Origin of the sequence: Microbacterium sp. KUDC0406 (assembly GCF_021582875.1) — a bacterium.
In the GTDB taxonomy this organism is placed as follows: domain Bacteria; phylum Actinomycetota; class Actinomycetes; order Actinomycetales; family Microbacteriaceae; genus Microbacterium.
This window is the reverse complement of sequence record NZ_CP091138.1, coordinates 3319901-3341447: the sequence shown is the minus strand read 5'-3', so window position 1 is coordinate 3341447 and position 21547 is coordinate 3319901. Positions and strand designations below refer to the sequence as shown.

The 21547-nt window shown below is 68.6% G+C and carries 18 protein-coding genes and 1 pseudogene; 3 read left to right on the top strand and 16 right to left on the bottom strand.

Going from position 1 to position 21547, the window contains the following annotated elements; all coding sequences use genetic code 11:
• Nucleotide 1 precedes the first annotated feature (1 nt).
• Nucleotides 2–1831, bottom strand: coding sequence for an ABC transporter permease (locus L2X99_RS16430; RefSeq protein ID WP_236135407.1), 1830 nt, complete (start codon nucleotides 1829–1831; stop codon nucleotides 2–4).
• Between the two features lie 166 nt (nucleotides 1832–1997).
• Nucleotides 1998–2798: a metallophosphoesterase gene (locus tag L2X99_RS16425; RefSeq protein WP_236135406.1), complete on the bottom strand. Its 801-nt coding sequence runs from the start codon at nucleotides 2796–2798 to the stop codon at nucleotides 1998–2000.
• A 106-nt stretch (nucleotides 2799–2904) separates the two neighbouring features.
• Here L2X99_RS16425 and L2X99_RS16420 point away from each other — a divergent pair, with 106 nt between their 5' ends.
• Entirely contained in the window at nucleotides 2905–3654 is a 750-nt protein-coding gene (locus L2X99_RS16420) for an MgtC/SapB family protein (RefSeq protein ID WP_236125819.1), read from the top strand.
• A 139-nt stretch (nucleotides 3655–3793) separates the two neighbouring features.
• On the opposite strand, the gene iolG is transcribed toward L2X99_RS16420, so the two are convergent.
• From iolG to iolC, 7 genes are read right to left on the bottom strand one after another with little or no spacing between them, the layout of a single operon-like run.
• Entirely contained in the window at nucleotides 3794–4798 is a 1005-nt protein-coding gene (gene iolG / locus L2X99_RS16415) for an inositol 2-dehydrogenase (protein ID WP_236125820.1), read from the bottom strand.
• Nucleotides 4799–4825: 27 nt separating this feature from the next.
• Nucleotides 4826–5743 carry a sugar phosphate isomerase/epimerase family protein gene (locus tag L2X99_RS16410; RefSeq protein WP_236125821.1) on the bottom strand — a complete coding sequence of 306 codons (918 nt, stop codon included), beginning with the start codon at nucleotides 5741–5743 and terminating at the stop codon, nucleotides 4826–4828.
• The gene (gene iolD / locus L2X99_RS16405) at nucleotides 5740–7674 is read right to left on the bottom strand and encodes a 3D-(3,5/4)-trihydroxycyclohexane-1,2-dione acylhydrolase (decyclizing) (protein ID WP_236125822.1); all 1935 of its coding nucleotides are present in this window, start codon (nucleotides 7672–7674) and stop codon (nucleotides 5740–5742) included. Before iolD ends, L2X99_RS16410 begins: the two co-directional genes overlap by 4 nt.
• Nucleotides 7674–8591: a 5-deoxy-glucuronate isomerase gene (iolB, locus tag L2X99_RS16400; protein ID WP_236125823.1), complete on the bottom strand. Its 918-nt coding sequence runs from the start codon at nucleotides 8589–8591 to the stop codon at nucleotides 7674–7676. Before iolB ends, iolD begins: the two co-directional genes overlap by 1 nt.
• A 4-nt stretch (nucleotides 8592–8595) precedes the next feature.
• Complete coding sequence (locus tag L2X99_RS16395; RefSeq protein ID WP_236125824.1) at nucleotides 8596–10131, bottom strand: CoA-acylating methylmalonate-semialdehyde dehydrogenase; 1536 nt, start codon at nucleotides 10129–10131, stop codon at nucleotides 8596–8598.
• Nucleotides 10128–11075 (bottom strand): class I fructose-bisphosphate aldolase, encoded by a 948-nt coding sequence (locus L2X99_RS16390; RefSeq protein ID WP_236135405.1) that lies wholly within the window; start codon nucleotides 11073–11075, stop codon nucleotides 10128–10130. The genes L2X99_RS16395 and L2X99_RS16390 overlap by 4 nt, the downstream gene beginning before the upstream one ends.
• A gap of 1 nt (nucleotide 11076) precedes the next feature.
• Complete coding sequence (gene iolC, locus L2X99_RS16385; protein WP_236125825.1) at nucleotides 11077–12018, bottom strand: 5-dehydro-2-deoxygluconokinase; 942 nt, start codon at nucleotides 12016–12018, stop codon at nucleotides 11077–11079.
• Nucleotides 12019–12195: 177 nt separating this feature from the next.
• Here iolC and L2X99_RS16380 point away from each other — a divergent pair.
• Nucleotides 12196–12956: pseudogene (locus L2X99_RS16380) on the top strand (GntR family transcriptional regulator).
• A gap of 8 nt (nucleotides 12957–12964) precedes the next feature.
• Here L2X99_RS16380 and rlmN read toward each other — a convergent pair.
• Entirely contained in the window at nucleotides 12965–14194 is a 1230-nt protein-coding gene (rlmN, locus tag L2X99_RS16375) for a 23S rRNA (adenine(2503)-C(2))-methyltransferase RlmN (protein ID WP_236135938.1), read from the bottom strand.
• Between the two features lie 123 nt (nucleotides 14195–14317).
• Between rlmN and L2X99_RS16370 the strand changes: the two genes are divergently transcribed.
• On the top strand, nucleotides 14318–14956 hold the full coding sequence (locus L2X99_RS16370; RefSeq protein WP_236135404.1) for a bifunctional 4-hydroxy-2-oxoglutarate aldolase/2-dehydro-3-deoxy-phosphogluconate aldolase: 639 nt from the start codon (nucleotides 14318–14320) through the stop codon (nucleotides 14954–14956).
• Between the two features lie 164 nt (nucleotides 14957–15120).
• On the opposite strand, the gene L2X99_RS16365 is transcribed toward L2X99_RS16370, so the two are convergent.
• The 6 genes from L2X99_RS16365 to L2X99_RS16340 all read right to left on the bottom strand — a co-directional run bounded on the left by L2X99_RS16365 (nucleotide 15121) and on the right by L2X99_RS16340 (nucleotide 21545).
• On the bottom strand, nucleotides 15121–15951 hold the full coding sequence (locus tag L2X99_RS16365) for an SDR family oxidoreductase (protein ID WP_236125828.1): 831 nt from the start codon (nucleotides 15949–15951) through the stop codon (nucleotides 15121–15123).
• A 76-nt stretch (nucleotides 15952–16027) separates the two neighbouring features.
• Nucleotides 16028–16783 (bottom strand): SDR family NAD(P)-dependent oxidoreductase, encoded by a 756-nt coding sequence (locus L2X99_RS16360; RefSeq protein WP_236125829.1) that lies wholly within the window; start codon nucleotides 16781–16783, stop codon nucleotides 16028–16030.
• Between the two features lie 103 nt (nucleotides 16784–16886).
• Nucleotides 16887–17624 (bottom strand): aminoglycoside 3'-phosphotransferase, encoded by a 738-nt coding sequence (locus tag L2X99_RS16355; RefSeq protein ID WP_236125830.1) that lies wholly within the window; start codon nucleotides 17622–17624, stop codon nucleotides 16887–16889.
• A 94-nt stretch (nucleotides 17625–17718) separates the two neighbouring features.
• Nucleotides 17719–19134 carry a histidine phosphatase family protein gene (locus L2X99_RS16350; protein ID WP_236125831.1) on the bottom strand — a complete coding sequence of 472 codons (1416 nt, stop codon included), beginning with the start codon at nucleotides 19132–19134 and terminating at the stop codon, nucleotides 17719–17721.
• Between the two features lie 171 nt (nucleotides 19135–19305).
• Complete coding sequence (locus L2X99_RS16345) at nucleotides 19306–20094, bottom strand: energy-coupling factor transporter transmembrane component T family protein (RefSeq protein WP_236125832.1); 789 nt, start codon at nucleotides 20092–20094, stop codon at nucleotides 19306–19308.
• The gene (locus L2X99_RS16340) at nucleotides 20091–21545 is read right to left on the bottom strand and encodes an ABC transporter ATP-binding protein (protein WP_236125833.1); all 1455 of its coding nucleotides are present in this window, start codon (nucleotides 21543–21545) and stop codon (nucleotides 20091–20093) included. The genes L2X99_RS16345 and L2X99_RS16340 overlap by 4 nt, the downstream gene beginning before the upstream one ends.
• Nucleotides 21546–21547 lie beyond the last annotated feature (2 nt).

Sequence of the window (21547 nt, the reverse complement as noted above, 5' to 3'; positions counted from 1 at the left end):
TTCAGCCACCCAGCCCTTCTGCCAAGTTGCTCTTCGTGAGTTTCTGTCCGAGGAGGGTTCCGAAGAAGGCGAGAGCCGCCACCATCAGAACCACTGCGTTCGCCGCCTGGTCGTACCCGTAGTCGACCAGCTGCAGGGAGTACGTCGTGAGGACGTTGGTGCCCGGCACAGCCAGGATCACCACCAGGCTCAGGCCCTTCACTCCGGAGATGAACGGGAGCAGCACGCCAGTGGCGAGCGACCCCTTCTGGATCGGGATGACGATGCGTGTCATACGTGTCCACCAGCCGGCGCCGGCGACCTGCGCCGCCTCCTCCGGCTCCTTGCCGAGCTGCATCATCGCCGAGATGCCGGCACGGGAGGCATATGGCATCTGCTCCGCGATGAACGCGAGCACCAGGATCGCTGCCGTGCCGTACAGGGCGGGGATCGGTCCTCGGGGAACGGCGAACAGCGACAGATAGGCGACCGCGAATGCGATGCCTGGCACCAGGTAGGGGAAGAACGTCACCTGCCGCAGCGCGCCGCCGACGAAGCGCACCGGAGTACGGACCACGACGTAGCCCACCAGCAGCCCCAGGACCCCGGAGGTGATCGCGGCGAGGCCGACGATCCACAGCGTGTTCCACGCGGCGGCCCAGAAGTCCGGAGTGAGCAGCACGCCCTGCTTCAGCGCGACGGTGCTGAGGTCGTGCCCGATCCAGTAGTCAAGGGTGAAGTTGGCGGGTTCGAACACCCCGGGCACCTTCATGACCGTCGACAGGAACAGCGTGATCAGCGGAATAGCGACGCTGATGGCGAACACCGCGGAGGCCGCGATGGTCGCGAGCAGACGCCAGCGTCCGAGGTCGGACAGGCGGTTCATCGATCCCTTGGAACCGACGGTCACGAAGCGCTTGCCCTCCTTCACCAGCCGAGCGTCCACGAGCAGCGAGATGACGCCGATGAGGATGATCGCGCCCGCCAGCACAGCGGCGACGCCCGTCTGGCGAGACGAGATGCTGCGGTAGAGCGAAGTGGAGAGCACCTCGAACTGCACAGGCATGCCCAGCACGTAGGCGACGCCGAACTCGCCGAGGCACTTGGCGAAGATGAGGATGATCGCCGACACGAGCGACGGACGCATCAGCGGCAGGATGACCTTCATCGTCACCGTGAAGCGACGTGCCCCGAGAACGCGTGCTGAGTCCTCCAGCTGGGAGTCGAACCGCCGCAGCGCGTTGCCGAAGAGCAGGATCACGAACGGCGTGTAGTGCAGTGCGAGCACGATCGTGATCGGGATCTGCCCGTAGGACAGCCAGTCCGGCGGCTCCAGTCCGAGCGACTCGAGCCATCCCGCCTGTCCGCCGATCTTGCGGTTCTTGAACAGGTTGGTCCAGGCCAGGGCGAAGGTCCAGGCGGGCAGCATGTACGGAACGATCAGGGCGGTGGCGAACCACTTGCGTCCCCACATGTTCGTACGGCTGAGCAACCAGGCCATGCTGCCGCCGATCAGCACCGCGACGACGATCGCGCCGACGGCGATCATCAACGTGTTGCCGAGCGGCCGCCAGAAGATGTCGACGGAGAGCGGCGAGGCGAAGACGCGCTGCAGGTAGTACGCGGTCAACTGGCCGAAGTCCTTGCCCGCCCGGGACTCGTCGCCGTACTGCACGAGAACGGCGTCGCTCAGCATGCTGATGATCGGGACGACGATCAGGTAGCTGAACAGCGCGAGCGCGAGGATCCCGACGATCGTCGTGGGTTCGCGAAGGGCGACTCTGGCCCGATAGCCGAAGCCGGTGCCGCCGCCTCGTCTCTTCGGCGCATCCTGGGGCGCTTCGTGGCTCATCGGCTCTACCTGTCGCTCCTCGAGGAGTGTTCTGCTCATCGGGCTACGACTCGCCTTCGAGTCTGGTGGAGTTCCATTAGCACGTCCTTATGCTCGGGCAGTGGAGCGCTTCCACTGGCGAGGGGTGACCACCCCGTCGCGGTTGATTGTCATGACAATAGCACAACTAGCGGACATGGTGGAACGGAGTCACCTCGCCTGTGGCGAGATCGATCCGGAACAGCGACACCCACTCGGGCACTCCCTGCCCCCAGCATCCCCGCGCGAACACAGGGATGTCGTCGATGAAGAAGTCGTCGCGACGGTGCAGATGCCCATGGAACGCGGCAGCCGGTCGCAGCAGTCGCAAAGCGGTCGCGATCGCCTCATCGCCGACGACGGACGTCTTGTGCACGAAATCGCTCCCCGCAGGCCAGTCATGGGCGAGAAGGATGTCGACCTGCCCCGCCTCCAGCAGCACGTCGATCTCGTCCTGCACGAAATAGCCGTGCTCCCGCACATCGGTGAGCGCCGCTCGCTCGTCGGCGGTCCGCAGCAGCAAGCCGGACACCCGGCGGATTCCCGAGAGGAACGCGACCCGCAGGCCGGCAACCTCAACCACGCCGCTGCGGCCGAGGAAGTGTACGCCGGGAGCGAGCGGTGGACCACCGCGGATGACGCCACCATTGCGATCGAGGGTCCGCCAAGGCTCGTGGTTGCCGCCGATGAAATAGAACGGCGCCGGGAGTACGACCTCCCCCGAGGCGACGAGATGGAAGTCACCCAGCTGATGCCGATCAGGCTTGGCGTAGACCTGCTGCAGCTGCTCCTCACCCAGCGTCGGTTCGGCATCGCCGACCTGGAAGATTATTTCGAGGTCCTCAGGGCGATCGAGGAATCCGCGCGCGATCTCGAGCTGCGCAGCCATCTGCTCCCATCGTCCGTGCACGTCCCCGACCACCGCGAAGACCTTCTGCCCCGCTCCCATGCATGCCCTCCTCCTACCGCGTCGCGGACGACTCTTGAACGTACGTCCGCCATGGAGATAGTATGACAATATGTCCTTACATTTGTTGCCGAACGAGATCTTCCCTGTGAACTCCCCCAGTGAGCTCGAGGTCGTCGTCCGCATCGCCTTCGGACTGGTCATGGGCGCCGCCGTCGGCCTCGAACGACAATGGCGTGCGGGACTCGCCGGACTGCGGACGAACGCGCTGGTCTCAGTAGGTGCCGCCCTCTTCGTCGTGATGGGCGCCTACGGGTTCAGTCCTGACGGCAGTGCCGACCCCACCCGAGTCGCGGCCCAGGTCGTCTCCGGCATCGGCTTCCTCGGCGCCGGGGTGATGATCCGCGAGGGCCTGAACATCCGTGGGCTGAACACCGCGGCCACGCTGTGGTGCTCCGCGGCGATCGGCTGCCTCGCAGGAACGGGGATGTACCTGATCGCGCTCGCCGGCACCGCGGTGATCGTGCTGGCCAACATCTTCCTGCGCCCGCTCGGCCGGGTGGTCAACCGTCGCAGTGGGCGACATCCCAGCGGTTCCACCCATCCCGTCGATCCGTCGAGCTTCGCTTTCGAGGTGATGACCAACGACAAGGCGGAACCCCGCGTACGCGCCCTGCTCCTGCAGACGCTCAGCCGCCCGGAGTACCACCTGAAGTCGGTGACGACGTCTCACACGAAGCGCGGCGACGTCGCCCTGCTCGCCGAGCTGCAGGCCGCTCAACTCGATCCCGCACCGCTGGAGCGGGCGGTAAGCCGGCTGACTCTCGACCCGAAGGTGACGTCGGCGCGCTGGTGGCTCGACGAGTCCGACAAGGAAGACGACGAGGACGAGTTCTGAGGGACCCGCTCGTGGTCCACGACGTACCAGATGACTGATCAGCCGACTGTGAGCGCGGAGCTGATCTCCTCCGGTACCACCACGAGCCGGTCACCGCGGTCCGCGTTCGTCGACGTTCCCGAGCGGTACCGCACGCCGGTCACTTCCTCAGGTCGACCCGGATAGCAACGCGCTCCGTCGCCGACCGCTGTGCGGCATCCGCCAGCACCAGAGCGGCGCGACCATCTTCGAAGCCGGGCGATGCGGCTGTCTCACCACGCACCAGCTTGACGAACTCGTGAAGCTCGTCGACGTAGGCCTGCGCGTAGCGCTCCAGGAAGAAGTCCTGGTACGGCGGCTTCGCCTCCACGGCGTCGGCCGTGGAAAGACTGACCAGGCTGGTCGGCGCGTTCACGACGGACAGCGCCCCGCGAGCGCCGAACGCCTCGAGACGCTGGTCGTAGCCCACCGCGCTGTGCCGGGAGTTGATGATCGTCACGATCGCTCCGCTGGAAGAGCGCAGCGTGACCACGGCCGTGTCGAAGTCGCCGTGCTCACGCGCACCTGCGTCGAAGGCGGCGGTCCCGGTCGCCGACACCTCGACGATGTCGGGCAGGAAGAAGCGGGCCATGTCGAAGTCGTGGATCGTCATGTCGCGGAAGATGCCACCGGACACCGAGATGTACGACGCGGGCGGAGCGGCCGGGTCCCGGCTGATGATGGTCAGCTGCTCGAGGTTCCCGATCTCGCCGGCCTCCACTCGGGCGCGCACGCTCGCAAAGGCGGGGTCGAACCGCCGGTTGAAACCGAGGGCGACCGGCACGTCGGCGGCACGCACGGTCTCGCGCAGGGCGTCAACGCGCCGGATGTCCAGATCGATCGGCTTCTCGCAGAGCACAGGAAGACCGAGCTGCACGGCCCGGGCGATGAGATCGATGTGCGTCGGCGTGGGTGACGCCACCAGCACCGCGTCGACCTCACCCGAGGTCAGCAGTTCCTCGGGGTCGGCTGTGACCGTTCCGCCGAACCGTGCGGCCACCCGGCTGGCGCCGTCCATGAACGGATCTGCGATCCAGGCGAGTTCCGTGTCGTCGGCGGCCGCGATGTTCGCGGCATGCACCTGTCCGATGCGGCCGGTCCCGATCAGTCCGAAGCGAAGGGTCATGCGATTCTGCTTTCTCGTCGAGTCTTCTCAGATCCAGGTGCGCAGAGCATCCCGGTTGGCCCGCTGGTCCGCGGTCCGCTCCCGCAGAAAATGCTCGATCGCGACATCGGGACCGTTCAGCACGTCCTGCTCCACGACGACCCAGCCGTCGAAGCCGATGCCTGCGATGTGATCCATGACGCCGGCGACATCGACGTCGCCCCGACCGAGGGGAACGAACGCGCCGCCGGACCACACCTCGGCCATACCGCCGCCCGTGGCGAGGATCTCACGCACGCGCGTGTTATCCACGTCCTTCAGATGCAGATGATTGATGCGATCGCCCCAGCGGCGGGCGCCGTCGACAGGGTCTCCCCCGGCGAGCACGAGGTGTCCGATGTCGAAGGTCAGATCGATGTCGCAGCGGGCCAGGAAGGCGTCGATCTCGTCCGGCGACTCCACATAGGTGCCGGCGTGATGGTGGAAGGTCGGTTCGAAACCCGCGGCGCGCACGATGCCCGCGGCGCGCTCGACGTTGCGGTACAGCCGCTCGCACGTCGCCTGCGACAGCGGATCGGCCTGGGCGCCACGACCCGGCGCCGCCGAACGCGCAGTCGAACCTGCGTCGGCGAGTGTGGGCAGCGGACGTCGCGAAGGGCCGGCGGATGCGGCATCCGAGAACAGCCGCAGCGCGTCATCGAGCTCGTCCAGAGACGTGTCGAACGCGTCATCGTCGCTGAACGGCAGCTGCACCCAGCCTCCGGCCAGCTCGAGGCCGAACCGCTCCAGCCGCGCGCGCAGTTCGTCACCGCGGCCGAGGAACCCCGCCGGCCCGAGGTCGATGCCGCGATAGCCGGTGCTCTGCAGGGCTTCGCACAGGGCATCCGGAGAGACGGTCTCCGCCCCTTCCGGCGTCAGCTCGAACACTCCGAAACTCACCGGAGCTCCCGCGACCGTGCCCTTCATGCCTGCTCGTCCGTCATCGCTCCGAGCAGGGGTCGCTGTGCGGTCACCTGCGTGTCGTACTCGGAGCGCGCTCTGAGGGTCGAGGCCAGTTCGGCGGTCTCGGCGACCGGCACGTCCCACCATCCCTCTCCGTCCGGCGCGTACAGCAGCGGGTCGCTGTTCACGTGGATGAATGTGGAGCGATCCGAGGCCTTCGCGGCGGCGAGCGCGGCGGACAGATCCGCGATCGCATCGGAAGTCGGTTCGACCTCGATCACGTCGAGACCGTAGCTGCGCGCGTTCATCGCCAGATCGACCGGCAGCACTTGATCACCCTGGAAGTTGGCGGTCTCGGGATCGTATGCGCGGTACTTCGTGCCGAAGCGCTCGGACCCCACCGTCTCCGACAGATGGCCGATCGATGCGAACCCGTGGTTCTGGATGAGCACGACGATGATCTTGATGCCCTCCGCGACGGCGGTGAGGAGCTCAGTGCTCAGCATGAGGTACGAGCCGTCGCCCACCATCACGATAACGTCGCGGTCGTCGCCGTCGGCGAGCAGACCCCGCTTGGCGCCCAGACCACCGGCGATCTCGTACCCCATGCACGAGAAGGCGTACTCCACGTGGTACCCGAGCGCATCGCGGACCCGCCACAGCTTGTGCAGATCGCCGGGGAGCGAGCCGGCCGCCTGCACGATCACATCGCGCGGCGCACTGGCGGACTGGACCGCACCGATGATCTCGGCCTGCCCCGGCAGCGATCGGCCTGACGGCGCGAAGGCGTCGTCGACGACCGTGTCCCACCGCGCCTTCTCCTCGGCCGCGGTCCGGGCGTACGCGGCATCCACGTGCCAGTCCGACAGCGCCTCCCGCAGCGCGACGATCGTCTCGCGCGCATCGGCGATCACAGGCAGCTGCGTGCCGTGCTTGTACGCGTCGAACGCCGCGACATTGACGTTGACGAAGCGCACATCCGGGTGCTGGAACGCCGTGCGCGATGCCGTGGTGAAGTCGCTGTACCGCGTTCCGATGCCGATGACGACGTCGGCCTCCGCTGTGAGCCGATTGGCGGCGCTCGTTCCCGTGGCGCCGACGCCGCCGAGATACTGAGGGTGGTCCCATTTCAGTGCGCCTCCTCCGGCCTGCGAGGTCGCGACCGGGATGCCGGTCTGCTCGACGAGCGCTCGCAGGTCGTCCTCCGCGCCGGAGTAGAGGACGCCGCCGCCGGCGACGATGATCGGTCGCCGCGCGGAGCGGATGGCGGCGACGGCGCGCGCGAGCGGTGCGCTCTCGGGCAGCGGTCGCCGGATGCGCCACTCGCGGTCCTGCAGGAACTCGAGGGGCACGTCGAAAGCCTCGGCCTGCACATCCTCGGGCAGCGCGATCGTGGCCGCTCCCGTCTCGGCCGGGTCGGTGAGCACGCGCATCGCGCCGAGCGCGATGGAGAACAGCTGCTCAGGGCGCTGCACGCGGTCGAAGAAGCGCGACACCGGCCGGAAGGCGTCCGTGACCTGGATCCCGGGATCGTGCGGATGCTCCAGTTGCTGCAGCACAGGGTCCGACACCCGCGTTGCGAAGGTGTCACTGGGCAGCAGCAGCGCCGGCATCCTGTTCGACGTCGCCAGGGCAGCGCCGGTGATCATGTTCGCCGCGCCCGGCCCGACCGAAGCGGCCGCCGCGAGCGTGCCCCGACGGCGGTGCATGCGCGCATAACCCACGGCCTGGTGCACCATCGCCTGCTCGTTCCGCGCCTGGTGATAGGGCATCAGGTCGGGCTGCGTGGCATTGAGCTGTGCGAGCGCCTGGCCGACACCGGCTACGTTGCCGTGTCCGAAGATGCCCACGGTGCCGGCGATCGTGCGCTCCCTGTGCTCGCCGTCGACAGTCCACTGGTGCGCGAGGAACTCGATCAGAGCCTGGCCGACCGTCATCCGTCTCGTCATCGTCATCACTGTGGTCCTCCTGCATCGTCGCGGTACGGGAGCCTGGCATCGAACGGCTGGTCGTCCCAGCTGTCCCGCACCCAGGCGTGGGCGGGGTCGTCACTGATCAGCCACGCCCGGTCGGGATCCGGCCCCGCCATCACATTCAGGTAGTAGAGGTCATAGCCCGGGGCCGCCGCCGCGGGACCGTGATAGCCGTACGGAACCAGAGCGATGTCGCCGGTGCGCACCATCGCGTCGATCTCGATGTCGCCGGCCGGCGAAGAGTACGCCGAGAACATCCCGAACGCCGCGTCCGGCTGCATCGGCGACGTGCCCCGGGCGGGCGCCGACTCGAAGTAGTAGATCTCCTCGAGTCGCGACTCCTGTCCCTCGGCGTGCTCGTCGTGCTTGTGCGGCGGGTACGACGACCAGTTCTCGGCCGGCGTCACCACCTCGCAGACGATCAGCCGCGTGGCGTCCAGTGCTCCGGGCGTGCCGAAGTTGTGCACCTGCCGACTGGATCTGCCCGCCCCGCGGAGCTCGATCGGAACGTCTTCCGCCGGGATGTACCGCCAGGGGCGACGCCGATCCGTGGGAGACTCGGCGACGGCGAACCGCCCCTCCCCACGCACCTCGGCACTCACACCGCACGGCAGGTAGAGCACGTCGGTCGGGCCGTGGAACACGGACCGACGACCGTTCAGACGCGTTTCCCACTCCCCCGGATGATGGCGATGCACCACGTGGAACGAGCCGGAGAGCGGCACGATGATGCGCTCGGCGGCGATGTCCGCCAGCGCGAGGACGTCGCCGTCGCCGACCTCCGCGACCCGGATGCCGGTGTGCTGCCAACGAGGCACGGCGTCGTCGACGACGCTCTCCCAGCCGTCGCGGGAGAGCTGTCCCCGGCGGAAGAACCAGCGCTGGTCGTCCGTGATCATCTGCTCAGTCGTTCTGCGGGAATCCGAGGTTGATCCCGGCGTGCGCTGTGTGATCGCGTCGAGCGGGGTCGATCCACCTGGCCGTGACGGCCTTCTCCCGGGTGAAGAAGTCGAACCCGTGCACGCCGTAGGCCTTCGCGTCACCGAACAGGGACTGCTTCCAGCCGCCGAAGGAATGGTAGGCGACCGGCACCGGGATAGGCACATTGATGCCGATCATGCCGACCTGCACCTCGTGCTGGAATCGCCGCGCAGCGCCGCCGTCGTTCGTGAAGATCGACGTGCCGTTGCCGAACCGACCGGAGTTGATCAACTCGACGCCCTCCTGGAAGCCGCCGATGCGGATCACCTGCAGTACGGGGCCGAAGATCTCGTCGACGTAGGCCCGCGAGTGCAGCGGGAGGTCATCGATCAGCGTCGGTCCGAAGAAGAAGCCGCCCTCGCACCCGGGCACCTCGTAGCCGCGTCCATCCACGACGATGCGCGCCCCGTCCGCCTCGGCGAGGTCGACGTAGGACGCCACCTTCGCACGGTGCGCGTCGGTGATCAGCGGGCCCATATCGGGCTCCGCCACGCCGGCTCCGTCGCCGATGCGCAGCCGGCTGATGCGCTCGGTGATCTTCTCGATCAGTTCGTCGGCCACGAGGTCGACGGCCAGTACCACCGAGATCGCCATGCAACGCTCGCCCGCAGCGCCGTAGCCGGCGTTGACCGCCTGGTCGGCGACGAGATCCAGATCGGCGTCAGGCAGCACGAGCATGTGGTTCTTCGCGCCGCCCAGCGCCTGCACGCGTTTGCCGTTGCGCGAGGCCGTCTCGTAGATGTATTGCGCGATCGGGGTGGATCCGACGAACGAGATCGACTGCACCCTCTGATCCTCCAGCAGGCCGTCGACGGCCTGCTTGTCGCCCTGCAGAACCGTGAACACGCCGTCCGGAAGCCCCGCTTCCTGCCACAGGCGTGCGATCCACATCGCGGCAGACGGGTCCTTCTCGCTGGGCTTGAGCACCACGGCGTTCCCCGCGGCGATCGCGATGGGGAAGAACCACATCGGCACCATCGCCGGGAAGTTGAACGGGCTGATGATGCCCACCACACCGAGCGGCTGCTTGAGGGAGTACACGTCGATACCGGTGGACGCGTTCTCGCTGAACTCGCCTTTGGTCAGATGTGCGAAGCCGCAGGCCAGCTCGACGACCTCCTGGCCGCGCAGGATCTCGCCCATCGCGTCCGACAGCACCTTGCCGTGCTCGGCGGTGATGAGCGCGGCGAGCTCTCCCTTGCGCGCGTTGAGCAGCTCGCGGAAGGCGAACAGCACGGTCTGCCGCTTGGCGATCGAGTAGCCGCTCCACGCCTCGAAGCCGCGCTGTGCTGAGGTGATCGCCTGCGCGATGACCGCGTCGTCGGCGAGCGCAAGCTGTGCGGTGACCTCACCGGTCGCGGGATTGTGCACGGGTGCGGTGCGGGCACCGGCGGGGGTCTGCTCCCCGCCGTCGACCCAGTGGCCGATCGTGCGGACTGCGGTTGCGGTGTTCGTCATGCTCTCTCCTTGATTGCGTGTGCGCCCCGGTCACCGGCGGATGCGCCGGCGTCGATCGACGGATGGACCATCCTGGCCGCCACGTCCACGGCGCCGAGCACGTCGCCGTCGGGCGGGAAGAGCAGCGTGCGCCCGACAGTCAGTCCGCGGACACCCGGCAGCGTGAGCGCGGACTCCCAGGAGGCGAAGCGCTCGTCGGGATCCTCACCGGAATCGCCCCCGAGCAGCAGCACTGGCATCGTGGTCGACGCGACGACGCGCTCCATATCCTCGACCACGGGGAGTTTCATCCAGGTGTGGGAGCTGTCGGCGCCGAGCGCCGACGCGATGGCGATCGAGGTGATCACCGCGTCCGTCGTCAGATCGTTGACGATGTGCTCGTTCCGGCGATGGCTGAGGAACGGCTCGAGCATGATCGGCAGTCCGGCCGAGGCCGCCGCAGTGACGACATCCGCCGTGGCGTCAAGTGTGTCCGCGGTGGCCGGGTCGCCGAGATCGATGCGGATGAGCGCCTTGGCGAAGTCGATGCCCCGGCCGACCATCGTCGGCACGTCATAGGCGGTGTACCGGTCGTCGATCTCGAACGTCGATCCGCGCAACCCGCCCCGGTTCATGGATCCGACGACGACCTTGTCGTCGAGCGCACCCAGGAGCGCCAGATCGTCGATGATGTCGGGCGTGCCCAGCACGCCGTCGACGCCGGGGTGGCTCAGCGCCAGGGCCAGTCGCTCGAGCAGGACGTAGCGATCGGCCATCGCCATGGCGTCATCGCCCACCGAGAGGGCACCGCGCGCCGGGTGATCGGCGGCGACGATGAACAGGCGCCCATCCGCACCGAGAACCGGTCTGCGGCGTCGCTGGGCGAACGCCGTGGCGAACTCGTCGGGGCGGATAGCCCTGGTGTCGCGGAGATGGGCGAAGGCCTCCGGGGTGATCTTGTGCATCTCAGGCTCCTTGAAGCAGTGCGTCGATTTCCGCGGCCGTCGGCATGGCCGTCGAGCATTCACGCCGCGAGGCGACGATCGCCCCCGCGACGTTGGCGAACGTGATCGTGCGGTTGAGGCTCCAGCCTTCGAGGACGCCGTGGCACAGCGCACCGCCGAACGCGTCACCCGCTCCGAGGCCATTGACGACGTCCACCTCGTGCACCGGAACTTCGACGATCTCGTCGCGCGTCTTGGCCAGCACGCCCCGCGGGCCCTGCTTGACCACGGCCAGTTCGACGCCGCGCTCGAGCAGCGCGTCGGCGGCACGATGCGGGTCGTTCTCGCCGACGGCGATCTGGCACTCCTCGCGGTTGCCGACGGCGACGGACACCTGTTCGAGAATGCCATCGAGCTGCTCGGTCGCCAGCTCCGGTGCTTCCCAGAACATCGGCCGATAGTCGAGGTCGAGAATGGTGCGCCCGCCGGCCCGGGCTTCGAGAACCGCGTGGTGAGCATCGCGGCTGGGTTGAGCACTGAGACCGGAGGTCGTCATCCAGAGGATGTCGGCATCCCGCACCGTCTGCAGGTCGATCTGCTCCGCGTCGACGTTCATGTCGGGTGCCTTCGGCTCCCGGTAGAAGTAGAGGGGGAAGTCGTCCGGCGGGAAGATCTCGCAGAACGTCAGTGGCGTCTTCAAGTGCGGATCGGTCGCAATCTGCCGCGGATCGACGCCCAGCCTGCTGAGCTCGCCGACCAGATAGCGCCCGAACGGATCGTCGCCCACTCGCGAGATCAGTTCGACGCTATGCCCGTGTCTGGCAGCAGCAACGGCGACATTGGCCGCCGTGCCGCCGAGATACTTCCCGAAGGTGCGGACGTCCTCGAGGCCCACGCCGTCCTCCAGCGGGTAAAGATCGACGCCGAGTCTCCCGATCGCGAGAAGTTCCGGGGTACCGCTCATCGTCACGCTCCATTGCTGTCCGGTCTTTGTCCTAACAATATCACATGGTTGAACGCGAGGAGAATCTCGCCTCTGACCTGGACTGCGAGCGGAATCTCTTCACCGCTCTACAGGCAGGGTAATATTGTCATGACAATAACCGCACCGCCTCGGCGGAGCTGACACGAGGGGACCAGCATGCCGCACGAGGATCCGGTCTGGCCTGACGAGCTGTTCCACGACCTCGACCGCGCGGGTCCCGTCCCGCTCTACTTCCAGGTCTCACGCCGGCTCGAGGGGGCGATCCAGTCGGGCACCATCCCCCGGGAGCACGCCTCGAGAACGAGATCGAGATCGGACGACGCCTCGGCCTCTCCCGGCCGACGATCCGCCGCGCGATTCAAGAGGTGGTCGACAAGGGGCTGCTGGTCCGGCGACGCGGCATCGGGACCCAGGTCGTGCAGGGCCAGGTCACCCGCCAGGTGGAATTGACCAGCCTCTACGAGGACCTGAAGAACTCGCAGCACGCCCCCACGACCCAGGTGCTCGTGCACGACGTCCGACCCGCCGCCGACGACGTCGCCGATCAGCTCGGCATCGTCGTCGGGTCGCCGATGCTGTACCTCCGCCGCCTCCGCAGCACCGACGGCATCCCGGTGGCGCTCATGGAGAATTTTCTGCCCGAGGACTTCTCCGACATCTCCCGCGAACAGCTGGAGGCGCAAGGTCTGTACCAGATCCTGCGGAGCCGCGGGGTGACGATCCGTGTCGCCAAGCAGCGCATCGGCGCCCGCAGCGAGCACGGTGACGAGGCGCGGCTGCTCGACGTCGACCGCGGCAGCCCATTGCTGACGATGCAGCGCACGGCGTACGACGCCGCCGGAAAGGCGATCGAGTACGGCACGCACTGCTACCGCCCCGACATGTACAGCTTCGAGACGACCCTCGTCGCCAAGTAGCGTCGACGTCAGGCCATGGCGGCCGCGGCGGCCTCGTCCTCTGTCGTGGCGACCAGCTGGCCGCAGGCGCCGTCGATCTCCTTGCCGCGGGTGTCGCGCAGGGTCGTCGGGATGCCGGCGTCGTTGAGGCGGCGCACGAACTCGTCCTGCACGTCCTTCTCGGACGAGGTCCAGATCGAGCCGGGCGTCGGGTTCAGCGGGATCGGGTTCACATGCACCCAGCCGCGCCCGCGGGCGTTGAGCTTCTCGGCGAGGAGGTCTGCGCGCCAGGCGTGATCGTTCATGTCCTTGATCAGCGCGTACTCGATCGAGACGCGACGCCCGGTCTTCTCGAAGTACTCGCGAGCGGCATCCAGTGCCTCGTCGACCTTCCAGCGCGAGTTCACCGGGATCAGCTCGTCACGCAGCTGGTCATCGGGTGCGTGCAGCGAGAGCGCGAAGGTCACCGGGATGTTCTCGTCGGACAGCTTGCGGATGGCCGGCACCAGGCCGACCGTCGACACGGTGATGCCGCGGGCGCTCATGCCGAGGCCCTCGGGCTGCGGGGCGACCATGGTGCGCACCGCATCCATGACCCGCTTGTAGTTGGCCAGCGGCTCGCCCATGCCCATGAAGACGATGTTCGTGACGCGCTCGCCCTCATGGCCGACCTTGCGCGGGTCGCCCAGTCCGCCGTCGGCGATCAGGCGGTTGGCCCGCACGATCTGGTCGAGGATCTCGGCCGTCGACATGTTGCGGGTGAGGCCCGCCTGGCCGGTGGCGCAGAACGGGCAGTTCATACCGCAGCCGGCCTGGCTCGACACGCACAGTGTGATGCGCCCCGGGTAGCGCATGAGCACCGACTCGACGAGGGCGCCGTCATGCAGCCGCCAGAGGAACTTGATCGTGTCACCACGGTCGGTCTCGAGGCGGCGGACCTCGGTGAGCAGCGGCGGCATGAGCCCGGCGACGAGCTCTTCGCGCTGAGCGGCGGGCAGGTCCGTCATCTCGGCCGGGTCCGAGGTGTAATGCGTGAAGTAGTGCGTCGCGAGCTGCTTGGCGCGGAAGCCGGGCAGGCCCAGCTCCTTGACCTTCTCGACGCGCTCAGCCGGCGTGTAGTCGGCGAAGTGCACCGGCGGCTTGCCGCGCCGAGGGCTCGCGAACTGCAGCAGGGGACGACCCTCGGCATCCTTCTTCTGCGTCCAGCCTTCGGTCGCAGGGCGCACCTGCGGGGTGCGCGCGGGGGATCTTCTTCGGATGCCATGGTCTCAAGGGTACGGGAGCGGGCCTGGGAAGGCGCTTGGGCAGGCATCGCGCAACCTGTAGTTACAGGCTGCGGCGGATGCGGCACAATGGAGAAGACCGCCGTCGAAGGAGCCCCGATGACCGACCGCCTCGCCCGTACCCGTTCCGCAGGAGTCCTCGCCGTGCTGCGCGCCCCGTCGCCGGAGGCGGCGATCGACGCCTCCGAGGCGATCATCCGCGGTGGTGTCACGGGCATCGAGGTCACGTACTCGACGCCGGATGCCCCCGCCGTCATCCGCGAGCTGATCGCCCGACACGGCGACGCCGCCGTGATCGGCGCGGGCACGGTCACGAACGCGGAGCAGGCCGAGGCCGCGGCGGATGCGGGGGCCGAGTTCCTCGTCAGCCCCGGCACGCTGCCCGACCTCACCCGCGCGATGGTCGGCACCGGGCGCGTGGTGATGACCGGCGCGCTGACTCCGACCGAGGTGATGACGGCGCTGGATCTCGGCGTCGACGTCGTCAAGATCTTCCCCGCCTCGCTCGGCGGCCCGTCGTACCTCGGCGCGCTTCGCGGCCCGTTCCCTGGCGCACCGCTGATGCCGACCGGTGGCGTGAACCCCGACAACCTCGCGGCGTGGTTCGCGGCAGGGGCGGTCGCCGTCGGCGCCGGCGGCGATCTGGCCAACAGCGCCTCGATCGCCGCGCAGGACTGGCACGACCTCGAGGCGCGTGCCGCACGGTTCGCCACGGCGCTGGCAGCCGTCCGGGGCTGAGCGGACCCGCGTCTGCGCCTGAAGCTGGCGGAGCGGATGCCACAGCAGCTGTTCGACTGCCTCGTAATCGTGTTGACGATCGCCGGGGCGGTCTACCTGCTGTTCTGACCCTTCGACGGGCTCAGGGACCCAGCAGTTGGGTCGCTGCGCCTGTCGAGGCGCGTTCAGTCCAGGAAGATGTCCGGGAACAGTGCGTCGTCGGGCGTCCCGGGCACTGCGGCGTAGCCGGAGAAGTCCGTGACACCGGCCTCCTCCAGAACGTCCTCGACGATGAGCGTCCGCCCCGTGCGCTGCGCGGACGGAGCGGTGACCACGGCGTATGCGGCATCCGCATAGATCTCCGGCGTCCGGCTGACCTTCATCATGCGGTCGCCGCCGAGCGCGAACTGCACCGCCGCGGTCGCGATGGTGGTGCGCGGCCACAGCGTGTTCGCCGCGATCCCGGCATCCGCGAACTCCGCCGCGAGGCCGAGCGTGGCCATCGTCATGCCGTACTTCGCCATCGTGTAGCCGGTGTGCGCACCGAGCCAGCGGGGCGAGAGGTTCAGCGGCGGCGAGAGTGACAGGATGTGCGGGTTCGCCGACTCGCGCAGCACCGGCACGGCCGCGCGGGAGAGCATGAAGGTGCCGCGCACGTTCACGTCCTGCATGAGGTCGTACTTCTTCGCCGCCAGGTCGAGCGAGGTGGACAGGTCGATCACGCTGGCGTTGTTGACGACGACGTCGATGCCGCCGAACTCGCCCGCGGTCTTCAGCACGGCCTCGGTGATGTCGTCGTCGCTGCGCACGTCGCCGACGATCGGCAGCGCCTGACCGCCGACCGCGCGGATCTGCTCGGCGGCGGTGTGCACCGTGCCCTCGAGCTTGGGGTGCGGGGTGTCGGTCTTGGCGAGCAGCGCGATGTTCGCCCCGTCCGCCGCCGCGCGCAGCGCGATCGCGAGGCCGATGCCGCGGCTGCCGCCGGACATCAGGATGGTCTTGCCTGCGAGGCTCATGGTCTCTCCTTCATGTTCGAATCGCGCAATTGGCTGGATTCGGCGCCGAAATGACGCCATTCAAGCGATTCGAAGGTCATTTCGGCGCCATGCGGATGGCGCCGTCGAGGCGGATGGTCTCGCCGTTCAGGTAGCCGTTCTCGACGATGTGCTGCACGAGGGCGGCGTACTCGTCGGGCCGGCCGAGGCGGGCGGGGTACGGCACCTGCTGCCCGAGCGACTCCTGCGCGGCGTCGGGGAGGCCGGCGAGCATGGGCGTCTCCATGATGCCGGGGGCGATCGTGCAGACCCGGATGCCGTAGCGCGCGAGCTCGCGGGCGATCGGCAGTGTCATCGCGTGCACACCGCCCTTCGAGGCGGAGTACGCCGGCTGGCCGATCTGACCGTCGAACGCGGCGACGCTCGCGGTGCTGACGATCACGCCGCGGTCGCCGCCCTCGGCGGGTTCCCCCTTGGAGATCACGGCGGCCGCCTGGGAGATGACGTTGAACGTGCCGACGAGATTGATCCGGATGATCCGTTCGAATGCCGCGAGGTCGACGGGGTCGCCGTCACGGTCGAGCACCTTGGCCGGCGGTGCGATACCTGCACAGTTGACGACGATGCGCAGCGGGTCGAGCGACTCGGCGACGGCTGCGCGCACCTGGTCGACATCGGTGACGTCGACGGGCGCGAAGAACCCGCCGAGCTCGGCGGCGATCTCGGCACCCGCCGAGGTCGGCAGGTCGACGATCGTCACCTGCGCGCCCGCGGCCGCGAGCCTGCGGGCGGTGGCGAGTCCGAGTCCGCTGGCGCCGCCCGTGACGAGGGCACCGGATCCGCTGATCTGCATCGTGTTCTCCTTCGAACGGCGGCGTGCGACTGAGTTCCAGCCTAGGTGGTCCTGAGTACTACTGCGAAGTACCCGCCGATGCGAGCCTACGACAGGCGGGCGTTCAGGTCGCGTTCCACAGGTCGCGGTAGTAGGCCAGGCGCTGCCGGTCCGGCTCGAGGCCGTATGCCTCGATCAGCGCGTCCTCCCACCCGTGCCCGTAGTTCCACTCCGTGCTCATCGATGCGACAGCGATGTCGGCCCACCGATCGGCGACCCCGAGCAGCGCGAGATCGACGTGCGCGACCCAGCGCCCGTCGTCGCCGATCAGCGTGTTGGGGCAGCAGGCGTCACCGTGGCAGACCACCAACCGGTCGACCGGCGGGGCGTCATGCAGACGCGCGGGAACCCGGATGCCGCGGGCCGCCGCGTTCGCGATCCGCGACGGCACACCCCAGCCCCAGGGACAGTCGTCGACCGGAAGCCGGTCGTGCAGCATCCGGAGTCCCTCACCCACCGCGCGCACCGCGATGGCGGGCTCGGCGACCCAGCGCGGCGCCACCGCACTCTCGCCGTCGATCACGGACGTGACCAGCCATTCGTGCGTGTCGTCCTCGCCCTGGTCAAGCACCTGCGGCACGCGGATCCAGCGCCCCGCCCACGTCATCCGCTCCGCCTCATCGCGCAGGTTCGTCTCCCCGTTACGCGGACCACATTTGATGTAGAAGACGTCGTCGTCGGCTGGCGTCGCGCGGAACGTCAGTCCGCCGAGTTCGTTCAGCCACACGCATTCCAGCGTGGCGCCGCGGGCCAGCGCACGGACGCACTGCGGCACGGGAACGGTGCCGGAAGGGATGCTCATCCGTCCATCCTCGCGGGTCGGTCAGGCATCCGTCGTCTCGGCCCGCGGCCGCAGTCATCCCCGGGACTGACGGCCCGGGGGATGACCCTTGAGATCAGCGCTGATCCGCCAGGCAGCGGGTCAGCTCGTCGACGAAGTAGAAGAAGCTTCCCGGGCGGATCGGTGTGCAGTCCCCGGCGAACGCGGTCTCCTTCTCGTTGTAGAGCATGCGCACGATGGTGCGACCGCGCGGCCCGACATAGACGTCCCACTGCAGGTTCGCCGCCATCGGCGCCACCTGAGCACCACGCCACGGGTTCGTGTCGTAGCTGAACAGGTCGTCATCAGGCTGCGCCACCCTGCTGCCGGGCAGCTTCAGCAGAGCCGCCAGCGGGATGATCTCCTCGGCGTGGGCGAACCGGAACTCCGCCGCCGGACTCGTCTCGCCCGCCGCCACAGCCTCGACCGAATCCAGGAACTCGTCCACGAGCACGTGTGCCATCCGGTACGTCACGTCGGATCCGGCGAAGGCCGGACCCTTCTTGTAGAAGTCGTTCGCATCCGACAAGTAGGCGAAGACCGCCGCATCCTCATCCGTCAGATACGGCGTCATGTCGACAGCCGCGTCCTGATCCATCCCCGGCGCGATGACGTACAGCTCGTAGATGAACGAACCGACATCTACGACGCTGCGCAGGTGGGTCTTACCTTTGCCGTGATCGACGAGATCGAACTCGCCGGCATCGATGCGGGCGATGAACCCCGGCGTGAAGAGCCTGCTCACGACATCGCGTGCGGTGGTCGCGATGATCGGCAGCTGCTCGAGTTCGTCCTCGACGCCGGCGAGCTGCTCGCCGTCCTCGTACTCCAGGTACTCGGGATCCGTGTCGTGGAAGTAGAGCAGATCTGGATCCGTCACCTGAGGCTGGATGACTCCGGCGAGTTGCGGGTCGGCATCCTTCAAGCCCACAACGAAGTTGTCAGCGCTGTCGACAGCCCTGTCGACGCCGGACGACACTATCTCGATCGGACGACCGTCCTCGACCGCAGCGTCGAAGACCGGCCGCATTCGCTCGACCGCGCGTTCGGCGATCTGCTGCTGCTCCTGTGCTCCGCGCGTGCTGAGCGTGCCGTAGCCGACCTGGTCGTGGATCGCGATGATCCGCTGCAGATCCGGACCGAGTTGCTCACCGAGGTCGGTGAGTCCGCCGTCGGCGTCGGCGATCTGCCACAGCTGCCACAGCAGGTCGTCGTACTTCTTGCTGGACAGCAGGCGCGAACCGTGCCGGCTGACATGTTCGACGAGGACGGGATGATAGCTGGCCGGCGGCCGATGATAGAGGCGCGCATCCTGGAACGGCTCGTACACCGCCTTCGTGCCGTAGAGGTTGCCGACTGTTCGAACGGGCGCATCCCGCTCCGGCGGCGCAGCCGTCGCCGCCGAGACGGGAAGCAGGACGCCTGCGAAGAGCGTGACGGCGACCAGCGCAGCTACCCTGGTGCGCGGATGGTTCGGTGATCGATGAGACATATGACTCCTCCTCCCCGCCTGAGCAGGGGGCTGCGGCATCCGCTTCGACGGCGGCCTTGCGTCGTCGGAGTACAGACGCACTGATTTGTAAGGACATTAGAATGTCGTGCGGATCCTGTCAAGAGTGCTCCTCGCGCCGATTCGCCGCGCGGGCGGCGGCGGCGCGGCCGGTCACGACCAGATGAATCGGAACGTTCCCGCCGCCACGGCCGCGGCGAGCGCCGCAGCCATGATGAGGATGCCGCCGAGCAGGGCGACGGCATCACGGGAGTGCAGCCTCGACGGACGCGCCCAGGTGCGCGGGATGTCGGAGCCGAAGCCGCGCGCCTCCATCGCCATCGCCAGTTTCGACCCGCGGCGCACCGCGAACACCAGCAGCACGAAGGCCATCGAGAAGAACCGGCGGAGGGCACCGTGGTCACCGACCCCACGCGCTCTTCGGGCGAGGCCCATGGTGCGCCAGTCGTCGAGGAACAGCCCCAGCATCCTGGTGCCGGCGAGCACGCCCAGCACGAATCTGCTGGGCAGGTGCGCGACCTGGGAGAGCGCGTCGGCGACCTCGGTGGGATCGGCGCGACCGAACAGCAGGATCGTCGGCAGCCCGAGTGCGATCACTCGCAGGCTCACGGCGACCGCCAGGCGGATCGACTCGTCGCTGATGGTCGCGAAGCCGAAGCTCCAGTACACCTGCCCCGCCGGTTCGGCGTAGAGCAGCATGCTGAGGCCCGCAACCGGCGAGATCGCGGCGAGCAGCGCCATCCGGCCGAGCACCGTGCGCAGCGACAGCCCCGTGAGCGGGATGCAGAGCAGCTGCAGCGCGATCGCGACCAGCCCGCTGACGACGTCGATCGACGCGAACAGGGGCACCGACAGCAGCAGTGCGAGCAGGATGCGGGTGACGGGATTGACCCCGTCGAGCCAGGCCTCCCCGGTCTCGACGGGGGCGACGTCGGCGGTCATACCGGCACCGCCTGATCCAGCACGATGCGGCGGTCGCCCAGATGCCGGGCCACCGCGTCGTCGTGCGTGACCGCGACGATCGCGGTCCCCCGCGCGACCTCCTCCTGCAGCAGGAGCACGAGCTCGATCCATCCGCGCCGATCCTGCCCGAACGTCGGTTCGTCGAGCACGATCACCTCGGGCGTCGCCGCGAGCACGGTGGCGACGGAGAGCCGGCGCTTCTGACCGCCCGACAGCGTGAAGGGGTTGGCCTCGGCGAGGTGGTCGAGATGCAGTCGCTCGAGCAGGCCGTCCACGACGGCCGCCGTGCGCTCGGCCGACCACCCCAGAGCGCGCGGGCCGACGGCGAGCTCCTCGCGGAGCGTCTGGGCGAGGAACTGGTGCTCCGGCTCCTGGAACACCGTGCCGATGCGAGTCAGCAGCTCGCGCGACGTCCAGCGGAACGGTCGCGAGCCGCTCTTGCCGCGGAGACGCTCCGCGGCGGAGACGGACCCGGCGAGCTCCGGGATCAGCCCGGCCAGGGTGAGCGCCAGCGTGGACTTGCCCACCCCGTTCGGCCCGGTGATGACCGTGGCCGACGCCTGCGGGACGACGAGATCGAGTCCGGCCTGAACGATCGTGCGGCGCTCCCGGCCGATGGCCAGGCCGTGCGCCTCCAGGACGGGATCGCCATCGGCGCGCGGCAGCACCGGAAGGTCGATCGGATGATGCGGCACCCACACACCGGCATCCGCCAGCGTCTGCGCGTGCCGGCCGAACACCTGCGCCGGCGAGCCGTCGGCGAGCAGCCCGCCGTCGGCCGCCAGCACGATGACGCGGGTGATCAGATCCGCCCACACCTCGGTGCGGTGCTCGACGACCACCAGCGTCGCCCCCGTCTCGGCCACCACCCGCGCGACGCTGTCGCGCACCTCGGCGACTCCGGCGGGATCGAGGTTGGCGGTCGGCTCGTCCAGCAGCAGCAGTCCCGGCCGCATGGCCAGCGCCCCGGCCAGAGCCAGGCGCTGCTTCTGCCCGCCGGACAGCGCCTTCGTCGCACGCTCCGGCGACACGTCGAGGCCGACGGCGTCGAGGGCCTCGGCCACACGAGCGGGGATCTCGGATGCCGGAACGCCGAGGTTCTCGCATCCGAACGCGACGTCGTCGCCGACCTTGGAGAGCACGACTCCGGCATCCGGGTCCTGCAGCACGAGGCCGATACGACCACGGCTCTGCTCGGGAAGCGCACCGTCGACGAGCAGGGAGCCGGAGCGCTCCCCCTCGTCTGCGTCGCCGAGGAGCCCCGCGAGACCGGCGAGCAGCGTGGACTTCCCCGCACCCGACGCCCCGAGCAGCAGCACGCGCTCGCCGGGCTCGATGGTGAAGGACGTGTCGCTGACCGCCGGCAGTCGCCGCCCGGCGTAGCGCCAGCCCCAGCCGTTCGCGGTGACGCGGGCCGGACCCGACTGCATGG

Coding starts and splice junctions, on each gene's coding strand:
- L2X99_RS16425 (WP_236135406.1), bottom strand. CDS start 2,798: ATGGGAGCGGGGCAGAAGGTCTTCGCGGTGGTCGGGGACGTGCACGGA.
- L2X99_RS16360 (WP_236125829.1), bottom strand. CDS start 16,783: ATGCAGATCAGCGGATCCGGTGCCCTCGTCACGGGCGGCGCCAGCGGA.
- L2X99_RS16340 (WP_236125833.1), bottom strand. CDS start 21,545: ATGCAGTCGGGTCCGGCCCGCGTCACCGCGAACGGCTGGGGCTGGCGC.
- L2X99_RS16430 (WP_236135407.1), bottom strand. CDS start 1,831: ATGAGCCACGAAGCGCCCCAGGATGCGCCGAAGAGACGAGGCGGCGGC.
- L2X99_RS16370 (WP_236135404.1), top strand. CDS start 14,318: ATGACCGACCGCCTCGCCCGTACCCGTTCCGCAGGAGTCCTCGCCGTG.
- L2X99_RS16410 (WP_236125821.1), bottom strand. CDS start 5,743: ATGAAGGGCACGGTCGCGGGAGCTCCGGTGAGTTTCGGAGTGTTCGAG.
- iolD (WP_236125822.1), bottom strand. CDS start 7,674: ATGACGATGACGAGACGGATGACGGTCGGCCAGGCTCTGATCGAGTTC.
- L2X99_RS16350 (WP_236125831.1), bottom strand. CDS start 19,134: ATGTCTCATCGATCACCGAACCATCCGCGCACCAGGGTAGCTGCGCTG.
- L2X99_RS16390 (WP_236135405.1), bottom strand. CDS start 11,075: ATGCACAAGATCACCCCGGAGGCCTTCGCCCATCTCCGCGACACCAGG.
- L2X99_RS16345 (WP_236125832.1), bottom strand. CDS start 20,094: ATGACCGCCGACGTCGCCCCCGTCGAGACCGGGGAGGCCTGGCTCGAC.
- L2X99_RS16395 (WP_236125824.1), bottom strand. CDS start 10,131: ATGACGAACACCGCAACCGCAGTCCGCACGATCGGCCACTGGGTCGAC.
- L2X99_RS16365 (WP_236125828.1), bottom strand. CDS start 15,951: ATGAGCCTCGCAGGCAAGACCATCCTGATGTCCGGCGGCAGCCGCGGC.
- iolB (WP_236125823.1), bottom strand. CDS start 8,591: ATGATCACGGACGACCAGCGCTGGTTCTTCCGCCGGGGACAGCTCTCC.
- iolG (WP_236125820.1), bottom strand. CDS start 4,798: ATGACCCTTCGCTTCGGACTGATCGGGACCGGCCGCATCGGACAGGTG.
- iolC (WP_236125825.1), bottom strand. CDS start 12,018: ATGAGCGGTACCCCGGAACTTCTCGCGATCGGGAGACTCGGCGTCGAT.
- L2X99_RS16355 (WP_236125830.1), bottom strand. CDS start 17,624: ATGAGCATCCCTTCCGGCACCGTTCCCGTGCCGCAGTGCGTCCGTGCG.